The 18,076-nt window shown below is 46.6% G+C and carries 24 protein-coding genes; 11 read left to right on the top strand and 13 right to left on the bottom strand.

Annotation, left to right across the window (positions count from 1 at the left end; all coding sequences use genetic code 11):
- Positions 1-4 precede the first annotated feature (4 nt).
- The 3 genes from H3L97_RS08540 to H3L97_RS08530 all read left to right on the top strand — a co-directional run bounded on the left by H3L97_RS08540 (position 5) and on the right by H3L97_RS08530 (position 1,511).
- Entirely contained in the window at positions 5-523 is a 519-nt protein-coding gene (locus H3L97_RS08540; protein ID WP_097113149.1) for a GbsR/MarR family transcriptional regulator, read from the top strand.
- A 137-nt stretch (positions 524-660) separates the two neighbouring features.
- Complete coding sequence (locus tag H3L97_RS08535) at positions 661-1,032, top strand: DoxX-like family protein (protein ID WP_097113148.1); 372 nt, start codon at positions 661-663, stop codon at positions 1,030-1,032.
- Positions 1,029-1,511, top strand: a complete 483-nt coding sequence (locus tag H3L97_RS08530) for a DUF2269 family protein (RefSeq protein ID WP_097113147.1) — start codon at positions 1,029-1,031, stop codon at positions 1,509-1,511. Before H3L97_RS08535 ends, H3L97_RS08530 begins: the two co-directional genes overlap by 4 nt.
- A gap of 52 nt (positions 1,512-1,563) precedes the next feature.
- On the opposite strand, the gene H3L97_RS08525 is transcribed toward H3L97_RS08530, so the two are convergent.
- Positions 1,564-2,343 carry a substrate-binding periplasmic protein gene (locus tag H3L97_RS08525; RefSeq protein WP_097113146.1) on the bottom strand — a complete coding sequence of 260 codons (780 nt, stop codon included), beginning with the start codon at positions 2,341-2,343 and terminating at the stop codon, positions 1,564-1,566.
- 146 nt (positions 2,344-2,489) lie between these two features.
- Here H3L97_RS08525 and H3L97_RS08520 point away from each other — a divergent pair, with 146 nt between their 5' ends.
- The 5 genes from H3L97_RS08520 (at position 2,490) to H3L97_RS08500 (ending at position 5,251) form a co-directional block, all read left to right on the top strand.
- Complete coding sequence (locus H3L97_RS08520; protein WP_224446367.1) at positions 2,490-2,876, top strand: thiol-disulfide oxidoreductase DCC family protein; 387 nt, start codon at positions 2,490-2,492, stop codon at positions 2,874-2,876.
- 78 nt (positions 2,877-2,954) lie between these two features.
- Positions 2,955-3,362, top strand: a complete 408-nt coding sequence (locus H3L97_RS08515; RefSeq protein ID WP_097113144.1) for a thiol-disulfide oxidoreductase DCC family protein — start codon at positions 2,955-2,957, stop codon at positions 3,360-3,362.
- Positions 3,363-3,383: 21 nt separating this feature from the next.
- Entirely contained in the window at positions 3,384-3,974 is a 591-nt protein-coding gene (locus H3L97_RS08510) for a hypothetical protein (protein ID WP_097113143.1), read from the top strand.
- A 27-nt stretch (positions 3,975-4,001) separates the two neighbouring features.
- Positions 4,002-4,418, top strand: a complete 417-nt coding sequence (locus H3L97_RS08505; protein WP_097113142.1) for a hypothetical protein — start codon at positions 4,002-4,004, stop codon at positions 4,416-4,418.
- Positions 4,415-5,251, top strand: a complete 837-nt coding sequence (locus H3L97_RS08500) for an NAD-dependent epimerase/dehydratase family protein (protein ID WP_097113141.1) — start codon at positions 4,415-4,417, stop codon at positions 5,249-5,251. Before H3L97_RS08505 ends, H3L97_RS08500 begins: the two co-directional genes overlap by 4 nt.
- Before the next feature lie 68 nt (positions 5,252-5,319).
- On the opposite strand, the gene rlmB is transcribed toward H3L97_RS08500, so the two are convergent.
- The 5 genes from rlmB to H3L97_RS08475 all read right to left on the bottom strand — a co-directional run bounded on the left by rlmB (position 5,320) and on the right by H3L97_RS08475 (position 8,920).
- Complete coding sequence (gene rlmB, locus H3L97_RS08495; protein WP_097113278.1) at positions 5,320-6,063, bottom strand: 23S rRNA (guanosine(2251)-2'-O)-methyltransferase RlmB; 744 nt, start codon at positions 6,061-6,063, stop codon at positions 5,320-5,322.
- Positions 6,064-6,112: 49 nt separating this feature from the next.
- On the bottom strand, positions 6,113-6,463 hold the full coding sequence (locus H3L97_RS08490; protein ID WP_179655750.1) for a tetratricopeptide repeat protein: 351 nt from the start codon (positions 6,461-6,463) through the stop codon (positions 6,113-6,115).
- A complete protein-coding gene (locus tag H3L97_RS08485) occupies positions 6,429-6,839 on the bottom strand; it encodes a hypothetical protein (protein ID WP_143269076.1) in 411 nt (136 codons plus the stop codon). Before H3L97_RS08485 ends, H3L97_RS08490 begins: the two co-directional genes overlap by 35 nt.
- Complete coding sequence (aroC, locus tag H3L97_RS08480; protein ID WP_097113138.1) at positions 6,757-7,860, bottom strand: chorismate synthase; 1,104 nt, start codon at positions 7,858-7,860, stop codon at positions 6,757-6,759. The genes H3L97_RS08485 and aroC overlap by 83 nt, the downstream gene beginning before the upstream one ends.
- Before the next feature lie 70 nt (positions 7,861-7,930).
- A complete protein-coding gene (locus H3L97_RS08475; protein ID WP_143269075.1) occupies positions 7,931-8,920 on the bottom strand; it encodes a hypothetical protein in 990 nt (329 codons plus the stop codon).
- A gap of 88 nt (positions 8,921-9,008) precedes the next feature.
- On the opposite strand from H3L97_RS08475, the gene H3L97_RS08470 reads away from it, so the two are divergent.
- From H3L97_RS08470 to H3L97_RS08460, 3 genes are all read left to right on the top strand, one after another.
- The gene (locus H3L97_RS08470; protein WP_097113136.1) at positions 9,009-9,260 is read left to right on the top strand and encodes an NGO1151 family protein; all 252 of its coding nucleotides are present in this window, start codon (positions 9,009-9,011) and stop codon (positions 9,258-9,260) included.
- 122 nt (positions 9,261-9,382) lie between these two features.
- Positions 9,383-9,826: a ribonuclease HI gene (gene rnhA / locus H3L97_RS08465; RefSeq protein ID WP_097113135.1), complete on the top strand. Its 444-nt coding sequence runs from the start codon at positions 9,383-9,385 to the stop codon at positions 9,824-9,826.
- Positions 9,780-10,769 carry a J domain-containing protein gene (locus tag H3L97_RS08460; RefSeq protein WP_220457430.1) on the top strand — a complete coding sequence of 330 codons (990 nt, stop codon included), beginning with the start codon at positions 9,780-9,782 and terminating at the stop codon, positions 10,767-10,769. The genes rnhA and H3L97_RS08460 overlap by 47 nt, the downstream gene beginning before the upstream one ends.
- 22 nt (positions 10,770-10,791) lie before the next feature.
- Here the strand turns inward: H3L97_RS08460 and H3L97_RS08455 are convergent, their stop codons facing one another.
- From H3L97_RS08455 to H3L97_RS08425, 7 genes are all read right to left on the bottom strand, one after another.
- The gene (locus H3L97_RS08455; RefSeq protein WP_097113134.1) at positions 10,792-11,133 is read right to left on the bottom strand and encodes an L-rhamnose mutarotase; all 342 of its coding nucleotides are present in this window, start codon (positions 11,131-11,133) and stop codon (positions 10,792-10,794) included.
- An 81-nt stretch (positions 11,134-11,214) separates the two neighbouring features.
- A complete protein-coding gene (locus H3L97_RS08450; RefSeq protein WP_097113133.1) occupies positions 11,215-12,183 on the bottom strand; it encodes an alpha/beta hydrolase family protein in 969 nt (322 codons plus the stop codon).
- A gap of 180 nt (positions 12,184-12,363) precedes the next feature.
- Complete coding sequence (locus tag H3L97_RS08445) at positions 12,364-13,380, bottom strand: ABC transporter permease (RefSeq protein WP_051968600.1); 1,017 nt, start codon at positions 13,378-13,380, stop codon at positions 12,364-12,366.
- A gap of 52 nt (positions 13,381-13,432) precedes the next feature.
- Positions 13,433-14,941: a sugar ABC transporter ATP-binding protein gene (locus tag H3L97_RS08440; protein ID WP_097113132.1), complete on the bottom strand. Its 1,509-nt coding sequence runs from the start codon at positions 14,939-14,941 to the stop codon at positions 13,433-13,435.
- 245 nt (positions 14,942-15,186) lie between these two features.
- Complete coding sequence (locus H3L97_RS08435; protein WP_034295017.1) at positions 15,187-16,299, bottom strand: sugar ABC transporter substrate-binding protein; 1,113 nt, start codon at positions 16,297-16,299, stop codon at positions 15,187-15,189.
- Between the two features lie 116 nt (positions 16,300-16,415).
- A complete protein-coding gene (locus H3L97_RS08430) occupies positions 16,416-17,192 on the bottom strand; it encodes an L-fucose dehydrogenase (protein WP_097113276.1) in 777 nt (258 codons plus the stop codon).
- Positions 17,193-17,197: 5 nt separating this feature from the next.
- Positions 17,198-18,031 (bottom strand): amidohydrolase family protein, encoded by an 834-nt coding sequence (locus tag H3L97_RS08425; protein WP_097113131.1) that lies wholly within the window; start codon positions 18,029-18,031, stop codon positions 17,198-17,200.
- Positions 18,032-18,076: the final 45 nt, after the last annotated feature.

Here is an 18,076-nt window from a genome sequence, read left to right as displayed (position 1 = left end):
CACCGTGAAACTCAATCCCACTACCGAAAAATTCGTGCTGCATTGGGGCGAAATGGGCACAAAATGGGGCGTAAACCGCACCGTTTCCCAAATTCACGCACTGCTCTACATTTTGGGCAAACCCATGAATGCCGATGAAATTTGCGAAACTTTGGGCGTGGCACGTTCCAATGTTTCCACCAGCCTGAAAGAATTGCAAAATTTGCAACTGGTTCAAATCACACACATTTTGGGCGACAGGCGCGATTATTTTACCACTTATGACGATGTGTGGACAATGTTCCGCATTATCGTGGAACACCGCCAACGCCGTGAAATTGAACCCACTTTGCAATTTCTGCACCAGCTTATGCAAGAACCCGAATTTGCCAACGAAAACGATGCCGTGAAAAAACGCATTTCCCAAACCCATGAATTTATTGCCACTTTAACCAGTTGGACAAACGAAATGCTGAAACTTTCCACCGCAACCATGGCAAAAGTATTGAAATTGGGCGCGAGTATTCAGAAGTTGTTGCGTTGATGATGTGGGGTGCAATTTATTATCTTTCAAAATAAAACAGTAATTTAGGCATACGGTGCAACAAGTTGCACCCCACATCATCGGAAAATTTTTTTGACTTTTAATTTCTGTTTTGACAGAAATTTTGGTAATTTAAAATGAAAACGTATTTGACTTATTCATTGGCTTTTTTGTGGTTGTGGAGCGGCATTCAACCCATTCTTTTTGCACCTGAATGGTCATTGCATTTATTGGCACAAGTGGGCATTCCACCTGATTGGCAAAAAAGCGTGTTTTATTTTTCATCGTGTTTGGACGTGGCTTTGGCAATCGCTTATTTGACCCAATTAAAAAACAAACCTGTGTTTTACTTGTTTCAATTTGCAACCGTGTTGGCGTACAGCGTGATTATTGCGTTCAGGCTGCCTGAAATGTGGTTGCACCCATTTGCACCTTTAATCAAAAATATGCCGATTTTGGCAATTTTATTCTTTCTGTTTCAACAGAAAAAACAGGAGTTAAAAAAATGAATACTTACTTAATCGTCAAAACCTTGCACATCATTTCATCGGTTTTGATGGTGGGAACGGGCTTTGGCACGGCATTTTACCTGTTTTGGGCAAACCGAAGTGGCTCGGTGGCGGCGCAAGCGGTGGTTGCCAAATGGGTGATGAAAGCGGATTGGTGGTTTACCACGCCTGCGGTGATTTTTCAGCCTTTGTCGGGATTGTGGCTTTTAAATCAGTTGGGTATGCCCTTTACTTGGGACGGCGCGTGGCTGTGGGTTAAATGGACTTTGGCTTTGTATGCGCTGGCTGGTGTGTGTTGGTTGCCTGTGGTTTGGCTGCAAATCAAAATGGCGAAAATGGCACAAGCTGCTTATGCGAAAGGGGAAAATGCGCTACCGCCTGAATACAAGCGTTATCAAATGGCTTGGGAATGGCTGGGTTATCCTGCATTTTGTGCGATGTTTGCGGTGTTTTTTCTGATGGTTCTGAAACCCATGTAAACGTTTTCAGGCAGCCTGAAAACGGGCTGCCTGAATCGGAAAATCAGCTTAATTATTGTTTACCAAACCATTTTTGCTGAATTTTATCGTAAGTGCCATCGGCTTTGATTTTCGCCAAACCCTGATTGAGCTGCTCTTTCAATGCCTGATTGCCTTTTTTCAGCGCAAACGCCAAAGGCTCTTTGGCAATGCTTTTATCGGCAACCACGATGAGATTTTCATTGGGATATTGTTTCACATAATATTGCGCCACAGCAGAATCCAACATGGCGGCATCGGTTTCGTTTTTCATCACTTCGTTCACAATCAGCCACGCGGTGTCGCGTTTGATGATGTTGCCATTGCCTTTTTGGAATTGTTCTACCAATTGCTGGTGTGTGGTACCGCTTTGAATGGAAACTTTTTTCCCTGCTATATCAGCAAATGATTGAATTTGTTTGTTTTTGGTTAAAATAACAGGGCTGCTTTCCAAATGTGGGTCGGTAAAATCCATGTCTTTTTTCCGCTCTTCGGTAACGGTCAAACCTGCGCTGATGATGTCCGAATCGTTGCGATTGAGCGAGGCGAACAAATCTTCCCAAACGTGGGCGGTGTATGTGAATTTCACGCCCTGTTTTGCGCCAATGGCTTGCAACAAGTCGTATTCAAAGCCACTGGGTTCTTGTCCCATGGCGTGCATGATGAAGGGAACGTAATTTTGTTCACTGTACACGCGATAAACGGGCTTGTTGTCGCTGGGACTGGACGCGGCGGCGGTGCTTTGCTGCGGTGCGGATTCGCCACAAGCCATTAAAAAACAAGCTGTTAAAATCGCAAACCATGACTTTTTCATGAAACCCTACTCCATTTGTTTGATTGGTTAAAATGCTGATTTTAGAATAATTAACCTTGCCTTCCAAGCCAATTTTTTGATTCAAATCAAAAGATTTCACAATGATGTCTTCAGGCTGCCTGAAAATGCAATTTAAGGATAAACCCATGAAACCCCACCAATTTTTTTACGATGCCGAATGTCCGCTTTGTGTGCGTGCCGTGAATTTGCGTATGCAAGGTGCGAATGCCGACCACGTTCAGCCATTGAGCGTGCAAGGCAATGAAAATTGGCTTTTGCAACATGGCATTACACCACAACAAGCCATGCGCGATTTGTACGCGATTCGCAACGATGGCACGGTATTGAACGGTATGCCAGCTTTGCGTTTGATTTACAGCGAAACTTTGGCGTGGGTACGCTGGTCAAGATTGCCGATTTTGCGTCCATTGTGCGATTGGGCTTATCCCAAGATTGCGCGAAATCGTTACAAAATCCCACGTTGGCTGTTACGCAAACCCCATTGCGAAAGCGGAACGTGTTACAAAAAATGATTTTTTTCAGGCTGCCTGAAGTCCTAGCGGACGGCAATAAAAAATCAAATTTATCATCATAAAACAAGGAATTGAAATATGAAACACCAAATTTTCTACGATGCCCAATGCCCCCTGTGTGCGCGTGAAATGGCGTTGCTCAACGAAAGCCGCCGCGCCCACGAATATTTGACCATTCCCATTCAAGGCAATGAAGATGTGTTGGCAAAACACGGTATTTCTGTTGAAGATTCATTGACTTATTTGCACGCCATTGATGCCGATGGGCAAATTTTGCGCGGTATGCCAGCCGTGCGTTTGGTGCATCGCGGTTTGGACGACTGGACAATCGTCAAAATCACGCATTTGCCGATTGCCAAACAGCTAGCCGATTGGTTTTACCCGATTTTTGCGCGCAACCGCAACCGTTTTCCCACTTGGTTGATTGGCAAACCGAAATGCGAAAATGGCATGTGCAATGTGCCGTATCATCAGCGCAAAAAATAAATCCAATTTTGAAAGCCAATTATGGTGTTTATTTTTTGTATTATTTTGATGTATTTTGGGATTTTTGCTTATAAAACCGCCACACATCGTCTTATTAGCATGAATAAACTGTTGTTACCGATTTTGCTACTGTATTTGGCATCTTTATTTCTGCCCAGCGCAGCATTAGGTAACAGCGAACCCAAAATCGGCATGGAATTTGTTTCTTCAGGGCTGCTGTTCTTTTTTCTGTTGCCATACAGTTTGCCATTTTATGCAAATATTTTCCTATTTATCACATGTTCTGCATTGCATTCTGGGAGAACTGTGCGATTTTATTTCTCGGAAATCACGATTATTTTGATATTGAGCAGTTTGATGTTTTTGGAAATATTTTCTTGGGGTTATTTGGCTTGGCTATTTTCAGGCTGCTTTGCTTGGGCAAATTATCATGTTGTACAAAAAGAAAAAAATCCCAGTTTATTTATCAAAACCAGTTTGTTTTGCGTCTTGCTCACGTTGTCTGCATGGCAGCTTGGTGAATATCAGCGCAGGCAGCCTGAAATGCAAAAAGCTGATTATTTTCAACATCAATCAGCGGTTTTTGTTTCACCTTTATTTTTTAAATTTTAATTTTTTTAAATAGTTAGGAGTTTAATCATGGAAGTTTTTGAATTATTTGTGATGATGACCATTGCTTTGACAATCAGCTTGGTCTGCTGGGGATTATTGAGCGTGCCTTTGAAAAAAACGCTGGGTTTCCTGTGCGATGACGAGCGCGATGGCGTGAAAGAAGTCGCGGCGATGTTCTGGCAACGGCTGTATTTGGGGCTGACGCTGTTTTTGCCTTTGCTGTGCGTGCTGTTGTTTGTGCCAAGTTTTGCGGAGGATTTGGGGCAAACGGTTTTGTATTCCTTGCGTTGGGCGATTTTTGGTGGAGTGAGTCTGCTGTTGGTGCTGGCGTATTTGGTACGCAAACAAATTCATGCCTTGCAAAAAGAAAAAATGACTTTCAGGCAGCCTGAAACGAAAAAAGACCGCCTTTCTGAACAAACTGAACGGAGTGTAACACCATGAATATTTTGATTTTTGGCGGACGCGGTTTCATCGGAAAACAAATCGCACGCATTTTGCGCGAACGCGGTCATCAAGTTCACATTGCCACGCGGCAGGAAGTGGATTTTGTGAATCTGAATGAAACGTCAGCGAAAAAAGTCTTGCAAAATCAAGATGTGATTGTGAATGCGGTGGGCGTGATGTCGCGCCACGCTGATGTTTTGGAAACCGTTCATCATCACACGCCTGTGAAATTGGCGGCTTGGGCGCGTGAAGTGGGCGTGAAACATTGGGTGCAGCTTTCCGCTTTGGGCGCGGACGCGGCGCATGAAGTGCCGTTTGTGGGCAGCAAAGGGCGTGGCGATGTGGCTTTATTATCAAGCGGTTTGACTGTGAATGTGGGGCGTCCGTCCATTGTGTTTGGGCGTGGTGGCGAAAGTTGCGAGGCTTTTTTGAAAATGGCGAATATGCCGATTTGGGCATTGCCCAATGGCGGTCAATTTGATTTTCAGCCTGTGCATGTGTTTGATGTGGCGGAAGGTTTGGCAAATATGGCTGAACACCCTCTTCCACACGGCACCATTGTGAACATGACGGGGGCAACACAACACACTTTGGCGGATTATTTGCAAATTCTGCGCCAAGTGGTTCATGGTAAACCCAATCATTTGAAAATCATCCCCATTCCCATGGCTTTGATTGCGCCCACTTTGCCGATGATGAATGTGTTGAGCAATGGTTTTGTGAGTGCAGGCAGCATGAAATTGTTGCAACAGGGTTCGTGTGCGGATTGTGGCGATTTTGCTGCTTTGCTGGGACGCGAACCGCTTGGGGTACGGGATTTTGTCTATTGAATGCCAATGTGGTGCGCCACCCACCCAAAGCGTGGGTGTGGCGGCGCAACGCCACGTTTGGCAACGTTTCAGGCAGCTTGAATGCGTTGGCGGCGCGTTTCTGCCAACACCATGCCTGCCGACACGGATATGTTCATGCTTTCCACCGTGCCAAACATGGGAATGGACACCAGCGCATCGCAATGTTCGCGCGTGAGACGGCGCATGCCTTCGCCCTCGTTGCCCATGACCCATGCCACCGATTGGGGAATGGTATAGTGGAACAAATCGGCATCGCCACCCATGTCGGTGCCGACCACCCAAATGCCGTATTCTTTTAATTCGCGCAAAGTCCGCGCCAAGTTGGTTACGGTAATGTATGGGACGGTTTCGGCTGCGCCACATGCCACTTTGCTGACGGTCGCGTTCAAACCCGCGCTTTTGTCTTTCGGCGCAATCACAGCATGCACGCCCATGGCATCTGCTGTCCGCAAACATGCGCCCAAATTGTGGGGGTCGGTAATGCCGTCCAACACCAGCAAAAATGGGGGTTCTTGTAGGTTTTCAAGCACATCTTCTAAATGAACGTGGTTTTTGGACGCATCGATGAATCCGACCACGCCTTGATGTCGTGCGCCTTTTGCCATGGCGTTCAGGCGGTCGGTGTCGGCAAAATGCACGCGTACGTTTTCGTTGGCGGCTTTTTCCAGCACTTCTCGGGTACGCGCATCGTTTTTGTTTTCCAAAACATACAGTTCGGTAATGGATTGGGGATTTTGCCACAAGCGGGCATTGATGGCGTGAAAGCCGTAAATCAATCTTTGGTTGGACATTTTGTTTTCCATTTCAATTTAAGAAATTTTCAGGCTGCCTGAAATGAATTTACTGTTTTGTCAATTTTTTTTGTTCCGCCATATCTTTTAGCATGGATTGGTGGGCATTTTTCGCGTTTTCATGATTTTGTAAAATGGCTTTTCGATACCAAAAATCTGCCAATTCAAAATCTTGTTCCACATATTCGCCATGATGATACATGTACGCCAAATTATGTTGCGCTGCTGCCAAACCTTTTTGTGCCGCTTGGCTCAATAAAGTGAATTTTTTGGCTTGATTTTTTGGCAAAATGCCCTCTAAACCCACACCATACCACAACGCCAAATCGTTTTGTGCAATCGGATGACCATTGGCTGCGGCTTTTTCATACCAAATAAACGGCTTTGGCGAGATAAACATTTTTATCGGTATTTTTATCTTGCGGATGAACACCGTAATACCAATCATCGTAAATTGTCGCCAAGCGAAATTGCGCCTCTGCAAACCCCTTTTCCGATAAAGTGGTGTAAATCGGCAAGACTTCGGGCAATTTTTGGTGCTGGCGCAAAAATATGTTGTCTGCTTTATTAAACAAAATCACATCATCGCGTAAGGGATACTGTGCTGCCACACAAGCGGTTAAAAACATCATCATCAACCAAATGATTTTTCTCATGGTTTTATTCTCCACATCAATCAGGCAGCCTGAAATTTTATTTTCCACCCAAACGCGCAATATCGGGCGTTGCCACACGCACATCGGCATTTTGGGCGCGGTGGCGCAAAGCGTGGTCAATCAGCACCAAAGCCAACATCGCTTCGGCAATCGGTGCGGCGCGCAAACCCACGCAAGGGTCGTGGCGACCGTGGGTGGCAATTTCCACCGAATTGCCGTAAATGTCTATGCTTTCGCGTGGCGTGGCGATGGAGCTGGTTGGCTTAATCGCGAAATTGGCGGTAATCGTTTGCCCCGTGGAAATGCCGCCCAAAATGCCACCTGCACGGTTGGATTTAAACCCTGTGGGCGTGAGTTCATCGCCATGAAAACTGCCGCGTTGCGCCACCACATCAAAACCATCGCCAATTTCCACCGCTTTCACGGCATTGATGGACATCAGCGCGTGGGCAATGTCTGCGTCCAAACGGTCAAAAACGGGTTCGCCCAAGCCCACTGGCACGTTTCGCGCTTCAATGTGCAATTTTGCGCCCACGCTGTCCAACGATTTGCGGACGCTGTCCATGTAGTCTTCCAATTCGGTAATTTGCGATTGGTTGGCGGCAAAAAAGGGATTTTGCGAAATCAAATCTTCATGTTCAAACGCAATGGCTTTTTCGCCCACTTGCGTTACCCAGCAAATGATTTCTGTGCCAAACTGTTCGCGCAACCATTTTTTTGCCACCGCACCAGCCGCCACACGCGCTGCGGTTTCTCGCGCGGAACTTCTGCCGCCACCGCGATAATCGCGTGTACCGAATTTGTGCCAATAGGTGTAATCGGCATGGGCTGGGCGGAATTGTTCGGCAATTTTGCCGTAATCTTTGCTGCGCTGGTCGGTGTTGCGAATGAGCAAGGCGATGGGCGTGCCTGTGGTTTTGCCTTCAAACACGCCCGATAAAATTTCCACTTGGTCTGGCTCGCGGCGTTGGGTAACGTGGCGGCTGGTGCCAGGTTTGCGGCGGTCTAGGTCGGCTTGAATGTCGGCTTCGGTAAGCGGTAAATTGGGCGGGCAACCGTCAATGATGCAGCCCAAGCCTGCGCCATGGCTTTCGCCAAAAGTGGTTACGGTGAAAATTTGTCCGAAGGTGTTGCCAGCCATGATGTTTTTCCTTGTGAATGCGTTTTCAGGCAGCCAAATTGTGTTTCAGGCTGCCTGAAAAGGTGTTTTTTTAAGACAATTTATTTTTGATTTCGCGCATGATGTGGGTCAGATTGTGTTCCAACACATCTTCTACCATTTGTGGCGTTTCTTCGTTGAGCATGGTTTGCAAATCGTAAGACAACATCGCCATTTTCTTTTGCAAAACTTGGCGCACCATGCCCGACACCGCATTGGTTAAATGCGGACGCAAACGCGCCTGAATTTCAGCCAGCAATTCTTTTTCTGAAAACACTTTGATTTTGCGCGTGGAAGGCAGTTGCGGCAAATCGTAAACGTGAACTGTGATTTCAGGCACATTGGGTACGCTGCGTTGTTCTTGCACCACAAATTCGCCATTGTCGTCCACTTCGCCGATGATTTCATCGGTGCTGGGTGCGTTTTCGTTCAATTTTTCAGTGCGAATGGGCATTTGGTGTTTGCGATTGCGTTCGCTTTGCAAAGCCTGTTGCGCGGTAAGCCAATCTTCTTGAATCAACACGCCAATATCGTCATCGGGGGCTGCCTGAATGTGGGCGTTGTGGTCTTGTTCGCGTTTTTTCAAATATTCGCGATAGGCATAATCCAGCTCTTCATCGCCAAAACTTTTCGTGGGCGTGATGGGTGCGGTGGAAGTGTGTTTGGGCTTGGGCAAGTCAATCAAACGCGACCAATCGCCCGCTTTTTCGGCAGATTCGCCATCGGTGTCTTTTTCAAAAGGGGTGGGTGGCGGCAGGTGGTGTTTTTTGTTCATGCGCAAATCGGCAAAGGCGTTCAATTCTTCCGCATAAGGGTTTTTTTGTGCCGACAAGCGTGGAATTTCCGCCCGATTGGATTTGCCACTGGCAATGAAATCGCTCAATTCATGAGCTGGGCTGCTGGCTTGACGATTGCGACTGTTGCGCATTTCATTGAGGGTTTGTTCCCAACTGTTGGATTTGCTGTCATACACGGGGGCGGAAGCGTTGTCGTCTTCCAAAGTAAAAATCATTGATGATGTGGATTTGTCCGTTTGATTCATGTTGCGCGTCCGTTGGGGGGATTGAAAGGTTAAGCAATACGGTTTTAAAATACACATTTTAACATAATTTTCCAAAGGATTAAGCATTATGGATATGGACACCGAAGAACGTTTAACGGATTTGGAATACCACAACGACCATTTGCGTATGCAAAACCGTGTGTTGGCGGTGGCGTTTAAAGCCCTGTTGCAAAGTTTGCCGCACGACATTCGCACCGATGCCATTGACAACATCAACGCTGCTTGGCAAGAAGAAGGCGAAATTTTGGAATACGAACAAGCCCATGCCGCCGATTTGTTTCACGATACGGTTAATGCGTTTTTTCAAGATAAACGTTGATGTTGCCATGTTTCAAGCTGCCTGAAAAAACGCACCAATGTGGTGTTTAAGATGATTTTTCAGGCAGCCTGCTGGTCAAATTGTGTTATGATACGCCACTCTAAAATCAAGAAGGAAACGTCTTGAAAACCGTTTATCTTTACACAGACGGCGCGTGCAAAGGCAACCCTGGTGCTGGTGGCTGGGGCGCATTGTTGCGCTACAAACAACACGAAAAAGAGCTGTTTGGCGGCGAAGCCCAAACCACCAACAACCGCATGGAACTTACCGCCGTGGTACAAGGCTTACAAGCCCTGCATGAGCCTTGCGAAGTGGTCATACACACCGATTCACAATACGTCAAAAACGGCATGGAAAGCTGGATACACAACTGGAAAAAAAACGGCTGGCGCACCGCCGCCAAACAAGCCGTTAAAAATGCCGACTTGTGGCAAAGCCTAGACCACGAAGTTCAACGCCACCAAGTACGCTGGACTTGGGTCAAAGGACACGCAGGACACACCGAAAACGAACGCGCCGATGAACTTGCCAATCGCGGCGCAGCACCTTATTTATCGTCAAACTGAATTTTCAGGCTGCCTGAAAAATTATTTTTTGCTGAAAATATCTGAAATGCACATTCATACCCATTACGATAATTTGCAAGTTCCCTACACCGCCACCGATGCGGAAATTCGCCAAGCCTATCGCCGCTTGTCGCGCAAATACCACCCCGATTTAAACCCCGACCCAGACGCACATCGCATTATGCAGCTCATCAATCGCGCCTACGATGTGCTGTCCGACCCACGCAAACGTGCCGAACACGATTTTTGGATTGAAGCCCAACGCCGCCGCCGTATGCAAGAAGAATTGGGCATTCCCACCACCCTGCCCCACGCCAAACGCCGCAATCCACCAGCCCATTATTCATCATCACAACATTATGCTGCCGATGGTTCAGCCAGCAATCCGCAAAAATTGGTGTTGATTGGCTTAATCATCATTTCATTGATTTTGCTGGGATTGGTGGCGTGGCAAGGCACAAGCTGGTTCACCAAAAGCAAAGAACCCCAACTGGTTAGCACCCAAGTCATCATCAACCCTGACGACAAACAGCCTGTTGATGTGCACGCCATGAATGCGGAAACCGCCAACACCCCACCAGCCACCAGCTATGTGCGCCCCACTCATGCGCCCAACGGTTCGCCTTTGCCCACCGAATCGGGCTATGTGAGCAATTACGCGCAAATCACAGGTTCAGGCAACAGCGCCATCAACGTGGAAAACATTCGCAACACATCAGACGTGTTCGCCCAATTATATGAAAAACAAAGCGGACAATTAATGCGCACCTTTTTCATTGAAGAACGCAACGAATTTTTGTTGAAAGATTTGGATTCGGGCGAATATTTTGTGCGCTATCATCAGTTGGATACGGGCGAATATTTTGACAGCGAAAGCGTTACCGTTTCCCCCACCCACACCGCCACGATTTATTTGCAACGCAGCAATGCACCGCAGCCTTAAAAAAAGCTTTCAGACAGCCTTTTCAGGCAGCCTGAAAGCGATAAATCTCGTCCATCAGCACCCATTTTTCGCCTGCTGGGGTAAAGGGCGTGGCTTGTTGATAATCCCACATCCATTTTTCCCAGCGTTGCACGGTTTCATTTTGGGCGGAGAGTTGCGCCATGCGTTCAAAACTGAACGTGTCATCGGTGTCCATCAACATCACCAAGCGCGTTCCCAAACGGTAAATCGCCATTTGGGTAATGCCACAATCAGCAATGTGCTGTTCCACTTCCGCCCACACGGCGCGGTGGTGTTGTTCGTATTCGGCGATTTTGTCGGGATTGTCTTGCAAATCCAGCATTAAAACATAAGTATTTTTCATAAAAATGTCCTTTCAGGCTGCCTGAAAACAAAAAATACCATTCTAAATAAAATTAAAATGGTATTTTTGCATCAAATCAAATTAGCCCATGTATTTCGCCAAGAAATCCAAAACCATTTTCGGTTCACGTCCAAACCAGTTGTAACCATCGCGGAAACGCTTGGTGCTGTCCAACCAGAAAATTTCTTTTTCAGGCGCGTTCACGAGTGCGTTAAAGGTTTTCATGCCGTCATCGGGTTGGCGTGTCCATTCGTCATTTTTCACTTGCATGATGAAAGTCGGCACTTTCACGGCATGCGCCCAATTTGCGGCTTGGCATTCTTCGGCGGTAAAGCCACCCAATTTAATCAGTTCCAAATCAATCAGTTCCTGATATTGATTGATGCCGTACAATTCCGAAAACGCGTCAAAAATAAACGGCATATTTACCACAAGCGGATTGACCATACATTGCACATTTTCAAACAATTCAGGGCGTTCCAACATCGCACGATATTGGCTGTCCGCGCCCAAACATTGGCTGTACAACGCCACTTTCATTTTGGACAACTCGGGGTGCGCGTCCACCCATTTTTTCACGCCCACGCAATCGCGCCATTCAAAATTGCCAATGCCCGCAATGCCGCCGTTTGCCGAAGCACTGTTGCCGTGATTGCGGAAATCGTAAGTCAAAACATTGTAGCCAGCGTCTGTTAAATGTTTGTATTGAATGATGAAATCAATTTCTACCGCGTCAAAACCCGCCCATGGCATACCAAAATGACCGGGGAAACCCGCACGACACATCGGCAAAGCGTGGTTAAAAATCACGAGTTTATCGCTTTTTTCTTTGGCGGGAATGTACCACGCTTCCAAAGCCGTGCCGTCATCGGACTGGATAGATAGGCTTTCGTAAGTCATGCCTTCTTCGTCAGGCGTTTTGAAAATAAAGCTGCGAATGGGTTTTGCCATGCTTTCGGCTAAACCTTTCACTTTTGCCAAATCTTCGGCGGAAATGGTTTTTTCTTGTTCGCGGGCTTTTGCCAAGCGTTCTGCGGTCATGCGAGCCATGATATTGCTTCCTTTAAAATTTAATTAAAAATAAATGTGTGTGTCAAAAAAAGATTATAAAGTAGTTTTACTTAAAAGAAAATTCCGAATTTTGGAAAATATTATTCGTGTTTTCGGAATAATGTTTTTCAGGCAGCCTGAAAATGGATTTTACCCCACTTTTTCAGGCTGCCTGAAAACTCAATCCTGCGGTTTACCAGACGCAATGCGCGAAATAATCAACGCCACCAAAATAAACGTCCCCGTAATCAACTCAATCACCGTGCCAGACACTTGCATGGAACGCAATAATTGGTCAATGAATTTCAACAGCAAAATCCCCGTCAGCGCACCAAACACCGAACCGCGTCCGCCATTCAAAGAAATCCCCCCAATCACACACGCCGCAAACACCGTGAAAATGTAGCCTGAACCCTGTGTTTGTCCCACCGAAGCGTATTGCACCGTGTACAAAATCCCTGCAATCGCCGCCAACACGCTGGCGAAAATCAGCGTTCCCATCACGATTCTGTCCACGCGAATGCCTGCTGCGCGTGCTGCGTCCGCATTGCCGCCAATCGCGTACAAACTGCGCCCCAAACGCGTGTATTTCATCACAAACATCAATACACCAGCCGTTACCACAAACACCCAAAAACTCAATGACATACCCAAAAATCCCATACCTGCAAGGGCTTGAAATTGTTTGGGTAATTGATACAAACTCGCGCCACCTGTCAAAAAAGTTTGCAAGCCACGCAATGCCGTTAGCATACCCAGCGTTACGATAAAGCCGTTGAGACGGAATTTCACAATCATTAAAGCATTGGTAATCCCAATCAATACGCCCAAACCCACGCCTGCCAACAGCGCAAATTGCCCATTCAAGAAACCGCCCGTTCCCGTCATGCTCGCACCCACCACCGCCCACACCGCCACCGCAGGCGCAAGCCCAAACGTGGATTCCAGCGACAAATCCATGCGCCCAATAATCAAAATCAAGGCTTGCGCCAAAACCAACAAACCAATTTGCGTGGATTGCTCAATCGGAATTTTCAAAATGTCCCAACTTAAAAAATTGCCCGTTGCCATATGCCCAATAATCAAAATCAAAATAATGGGTGGAATCAAAACCCAATCCCGAAAATTTGCCCATTGAATTTTGGGGCGATGATTTGGCGCAACAACATTTTGAATTTCTTGCGTATTCGTGGTCATGATGTTTGTCCCTCTTGATTGATGAATGAGAAAATAAATTGAATGGCTATTTTCAGGCAGCCTGAAATGGATTTTGCGGTTCGCTCAAACCTTCCATTGCCGCAATTAACTCTTGGTCTTGCCAACCAATTGGAAATTCATGGGTTAATTTGCCGTGATACATCACCAGCACACGGTCGCAAGCACGCAAATCGTCCAATTCGTCCGACACAATCAGCACAGATGTGCCTTTTTCGCTGCTTTTGGCGACATAATCCAGCAAAGTTTCCTTACTTTTGATGTCCACGCCTGCGGTGGGCGACATCATGACCAACAAATCAGGGTTATTCGCCATTGCGCGTGCTTGCACCACTTTTTGCTGATTGCCACCCGACAAACCGCTTACAGGCTGCTCAATGCCATAGGCTTTGATGTCCAATTCTTTAAACCATTGTTGTGCCAACGTATTTTGTTTACTTCGCTTGATTAAACCCCATTTGCCCAATTTTTCCATAATGCTTAAAGTCGCATTTTCGGCAATGCTCAAATCGGGGATAAATCCTTCATGATGACGGTCTTGTGGCACAAAACCAATGCCTGCATTCAAAGCCGCTTTCACATTACCAGCAGGATAAGTCTTGTTTTTTAACAAAATTTCGCCACTTTCACATTCACGCAAACCCACCAAAGTTTCCGCCAATTCGGTTTTGCCACAACCGCCACCACCCGCCAAACCAACCATTTCGCCTTTTTTGATGTGAAAACTGATGTTTTCGTAAGCATTGGCTTGATTTAATTGATGAATATTTAAGGTGATTTCGGGACTTAATTCGCGTGATGAATAATGTTTTTCGGTGTATTTTTCGCCCGTCATGGCTTCAATCAATTGATTTTTGGGGAGTTCTGCCACAGAAGTGGTTAAAATGTGTTTCGCGTCTCGATACACGGTAACATCTTGACAAATATCGTAAACTTCCGACAAATGATGTGAAATGAATAAAAACGTAACCCCTTGATTGTGCAGTTTTTCCATACGCGCAAACAGGCGTTTGATGGCGCGACCGTCCAACATGGCAGTGGGTTCGTCCAAAATAATGAACCGTGCGCCATAACTCAAAGACCGCGCAATTTCCATCAACTGACGGTTTTCCACGTTCAGGCTGCCTGCTTCGGCGCGAACATCCACAGGAATATCCCATTCGTCCAAAATATTTTGTGCGTTTTGGTAAACATTTTTCCAAGAAATCAGTTTTTTATCCAAATTTTGCCGATTGATGAGCAGGTTTTCCGCCACACTCAAATGCGGAATGATGGTGGATTTTTGATACACGCAAGCAACGTGTTTGCGCCATTCGTGCAAATCGCCTGCGGCTGGCGCGTCCACGCCATTGAACTGGATTGTGCCAGAATCGGCTTTGTTCAAGCCCGTAATCAGCGACACCAGCGTGGATTTGCCTGCACCATTGCGCCCCACCAAAGCGTGCGTGCGCCCTGCGTGGACGGTTAAATTCACATTATTCAACGCCACATTATTGCCATAGCGTTTCATCAGGTTTTTGGCTTCTAATAAGGGGGCGGTCATGTTTGGATACTCCGAGATTGTTATTTTTATTGAGAAAATAATTTTAGGCTGCCTGAAAATCTTTGTGTTACCACAAATCTGTCCCCTCCCCCGTCCCAAACGGGGGAGGGCTAGAGTGGGGGCAAAATCGCTGGGGAAACATCAATTTGCTTTGCACCACGAACCACCCCCACCCTAACCCTCCCCCGCCAGACGGGGAGGGGACAAGTTTCAGGCAGCCTGAAAGTTTTGTTTTTCAAATCAAATTATTTATTCCCCCACAAATCAGGCGAATCCGCTTTCACGGTTTGCAAATCGCCCAATTTTGCGCCATCAACCGTAACCACAGGCGCAACAATTTGGTCTTCCAACAAACCATCACGCGGTTGAACGATGTTGGAGCCGTGTTCGGTTTTGCCCACTTGGAACGTTTTGCCTTCGGCAGCCGCTTTGGCGTAGAACAAAGCCCAATGCGCGTAACCATCGGCAGGTTGCGAAACGGTCGCATCAATATCGCCGCGTTTAATCGCTTCCAATTCCGATTTAATGCCGTCATTGGACACAATCACAATGTGTTCCGCATCGCCAGCAGGTTTGAGCAGATTTTTTTGTTTCAAAAACGCCAAAGTCGGTTCAAGGTACACGCCACCAGCCTGCATATAAATGCCATTCACTTTGCCGCCTGCCAAAGCCGTTTGCAAGCCCGCAATGGCAGGTTCTTTTTTCCAATCAGTTGGAATTTCAATGACTTTGATATTGGGATACTTGGTTTTCATGCACTCGGCAAAGGCTTCCGAACGGTCGCGCCCGTTAATGGAATTGAGCGCACCTTGAAATTCCACCACACGCCCTTCGCCTTTCAATTTTTCGCCAATCACCACGCAAGCATTTGAACCATAAGCCTGATTATCCGCACGCACCACCATATACACATCGCCAGCGTCAGGGCGCGTGTCCACCGTAACCACAGGAATATTTTGGGCTTTGGCGGCTGCCAACGCACTGGTGGCGGCTGCCGTGTCTTGTGGCGCAAGCACAATCGCTTTCACATCAGATTGCAACATTTGTTGTACATTGGCAATCATTTTTTGCGCGTCATTATTGGACGAAGTTTGATACAAATTCGCGCCCAATTCTTGCCCTTTTGTGGGCACATAATTGGCAAAAGCCGTCCAAAAATCCGTGTCAATGCGTGGTTGGTCAATGCCGATTTTGGCACCATTGCTGCCTGTGCCATCAGGAGCAGGAGCGGAAGTTGTGGCTGGGGGCGTTTGTGCTTGTTTTTGTTGGACTTGACTCTCGTTACCACCGCCAGAACACGCTGCCAAAACGCAAGCCGTGATTGCCAACAAATTGAATTGATTGATGATGTGTTTCATGATATGTGCTCCGTGAGTTGAGAAAATGGTGTGAGAAAAGTCGGTTTTTGATTGACAAAATTTTCAGGCTGCCTGAAAACCCAACTTGGGGTACAACAAAAATATTTTCAATAAAATCAAGTTAATGCACGGTCAAGATGCGTGTAGCCGCCATCAACAAAAACACATTGCCCCGTTGTGTGAGACGAACGTGGCGACAACAGAAAGACCACCGTATCCGCAATTTCTTCGGCAGTGGTCATGCGTTTGCCAAGCGGAATTTTGGACGTGATTTGTGCCAATTTTTCTTCTGGATTATCAAAACTTTGAATCCAACGCGCATACAATGGCGTCATCACTTCGGCAGGAATCACCGCGTTCACGCGCACCCCATCTGCCAACAAAGCCGCCGCCCATTCGCGCGTGAGTGCCATGCGACCACCATTGGCTGCGGCATACGCGCTGGTCTGACCTTGCCCTGTAACAGCCGTTTTGGAGCCGATGTTCACCACCGCGCCCAAAGTTTCGCGCAAATGGGGCAAGACTTCGCGCATCAACACAAAATAATGCACCAAATTTTTTTCCAAAGATTGGCGAAATAAATCCGTAGAACTGGTCAGACCAATATTGTCATTCACACCCGCATTATTGACCAAACCGTCTAAACGCTTGAATTGTTCAACTGTTTTTTGTACAGCAGAAACACAGGCTTGCTCATCGGTTAATTCGGTTTGAATAAAAAAACTTTGCGATTGAATGGCTTGCAATTTTGCCCAAAAATCCACATCGGGTTGCGAACGCCCCAAAATCACGGGAATCGCCCCTTCTTGCGCCAAACCCAAAGAAATTGCCGCACCAATGCCAGCCCCACCACCGCTAATCAAGAAGACTTTGTTTTTTAAATGTAAATCCATGATATTCAATCCGTCCATTCAATGCTGTAAATTTTTTTGGCGTTTTCGGTAAATGGGTTTTCAGGTTGCCTGAAATGGTGTGTAGTCGCACAGAATAAATTAAAAACCTTTTGATAATCATGCGTTAATGTGCAAACCGACCAATCCGAACCAAACAACACGCGCCCATCGCCAAACAAATCCAAAGCCGTTGCCACATAAGGGCGAATATCGTCCACCGAACAATGCGCTCCACATTCCGTTACCAAACCCGAAATTTTCACCGCCACATGAGGCAATTTAGCCAGTTGATTTAAATGGCTTTTCCAATCATCAAATGCGCCAGTTGCGCCAAATTTGGGTTTACCCAAATGGTCTAAAATCAACCAGTTATCGTCAATGGCTCGTGCAAAATCCACCACCGCACCCAAATCTTTTTGATGACACAACAAATCATAAACAAAACCTTGTTTTTGAATGAATTTGACGCCATCTCTAAATAATTGGTCAGACCAATAAGCCGCAGGATTGGGTTCATCTTGCACAATATGGCGAAAGCCTTTCATCAAAGGTTCGTGTTCAAATTGCGCCAAATCATCTTTCAGGCTGCCTGAACGCAAATCCAACCACCCAACAATTCCTTTAATCCATTGATTTTCTTTGGCTAAATTCAACAAAAACGCATTTTCCGCCACATCACAACGCGCTTGTACCGCCATTCCAGCCACCACGCCCAAATCTTGCGCCAAAGGCACAATGTGTTCAGGCAGCCTGTCTTGTTTCAACATCGGCATTTCATCAGAAATCCAAGCATAATCAATATCTTGATAACGCCAAAAATGAATGTGGGTGTCAATCATGGTTTGCTCCGCAAGGATTTTGTAGGGTGCGTACCACGCACCAAT

This window comes from Alysiella filiformis, assembly GCF_014054525.1.
GTDB lineage: Bacteria > Pseudomonadota > Gammaproteobacteria > Burkholderiales > Neisseriaceae > Simonsiella > Simonsiella filiformis.
The sequence above is the reverse complement of the archived record's forward strand: the minus strand, read 5'-3'. Positions and strand labels throughout refer to the sequence as shown.

Excerpts from the sequence above, each read along its gene's own strand:
- H3L97_RS08535 (WP_097113148.1), top strand. The coding sequence starts at position 661 with ATGAAAACGTATTTGACTTATTCATTGGCTTTTTTGTGGTTGTGGAGC.
- H3L97_RS08530 (WP_097113147.1), top strand. The coding sequence starts at position 1,029 with ATGAATACTTACTTAATCGTCAAAACCTTGCACATCATTTCATCGGTT.
- H3L97_RS08525 (WP_097113146.1), bottom strand. The coding sequence starts at position 2,343 with ATGAAAAAGTCATGGTTTGCGATTTTAACAGCTTGTTTTTTAATGGCT.
- H3L97_RS08520 (WP_224446367.1), top strand. The coding sequence starts at position 2,490 with ATGAAACCCCACCAATTTTTTTACGATGCCGAATGTCCGCTTTGTGTG.
- H3L97_RS08515 (WP_097113144.1), top strand. The coding sequence starts at position 2,955 with ATGAAACACCAAATTTTCTACGATGCCCAATGCCCCCTGTGTGCGCGT.
- H3L97_RS08510 (WP_097113143.1), top strand. The coding sequence starts at position 3,384 with ATGGTGTTTATTTTTTGTATTATTTTGATGTATTTTGGGATTTTTGCT.
- H3L97_RS08505 (WP_097113142.1), top strand. The coding sequence starts at position 4,002 with ATGGAAGTTTTTGAATTATTTGTGATGATGACCATTGCTTTGACAATC.
- H3L97_RS08500 (WP_097113141.1), top strand. The coding sequence starts at position 4,415 with ATGAATATTTTGATTTTTGGCGGACGCGGTTTCATCGGAAAACAAATC.
- rlmB (WP_097113278.1), bottom strand. The coding sequence starts at position 6,063 with ATGTCCAACCAAAGATTGATTTACGGCTTTCACGCCATCAATGCCCGC.
- H3L97_RS08490 (WP_179655750.1), bottom strand. The coding sequence starts at position 6,463 with ATGTTTATCTCGCCAAAGCCGTTTATTTGGTATGAAAAAGCCGCAGCC.
- aroC (WP_097113138.1), bottom strand. The coding sequence starts at position 7,860 with ATGGCTGGCAACACCTTCGGACAAATTTTCACCGTAACCACTTTTGGC.
- H3L97_RS08475 (WP_143269075.1), bottom strand. The coding sequence starts at position 8,920 with ATGAATCAAACGGACAAATCCACATCATCAATGATTTTTACTTTGGAA.
- H3L97_RS08470 (WP_097113136.1), top strand. The coding sequence starts at position 9,009 with ATGGATATGGACACCGAAGAACGTTTAACGGATTTGGAATACCACAAC.
- H3L97_RS08460 (WP_220457430.1), top strand. The coding sequence starts at position 9,780 with ATGAACTTGCCAATCGCGGCGCAGCACCTTATTTATCGTCAAACTGAA.
- H3L97_RS08455 (WP_097113134.1), bottom strand. The coding sequence starts at position 11,133 with ATGAAAAATACTTATGTTTTAATGCTGGATTTGCAAGACAATCCCGAC.
- H3L97_RS08450 (WP_097113133.1), bottom strand. The coding sequence starts at position 12,183 with ATGGCTCGCATGACCGCAGAACGCTTGGCAAAAGCCCGCGAACAAGAA.
- H3L97_RS08445 (WP_051968600.1), bottom strand. The coding sequence starts at position 13,380 with ATGACCACGAATACGCAAGAAATTCAAAATGTTGTTGCGCCAAATCAT.
- H3L97_RS08440 (WP_097113132.1), bottom strand. The coding sequence starts at position 14,941 with ATGACCGCCCCCTTATTAGAAGCCAAAAACCTGATGAAACGCTATGGC.
- H3L97_RS08435 (WP_034295017.1), bottom strand. The coding sequence starts at position 16,299 with ATGAAACACATCATCAATCAATTCAATTTGTTGGCAATCACGGCTTGC.
- H3L97_RS08430 (WP_097113276.1), bottom strand. The coding sequence starts at position 17,192 with ATGGATTTACATTTAAAAAACAAAGTCTTCTTGATTAGCGGTGGTGGG.
- H3L97_RS08425 (WP_097113131.1), bottom strand. The coding sequence starts at position 18,031 with ATGATTGACACCCACATTCATTTTTGGCGTTATCAAGATATTGATTAT.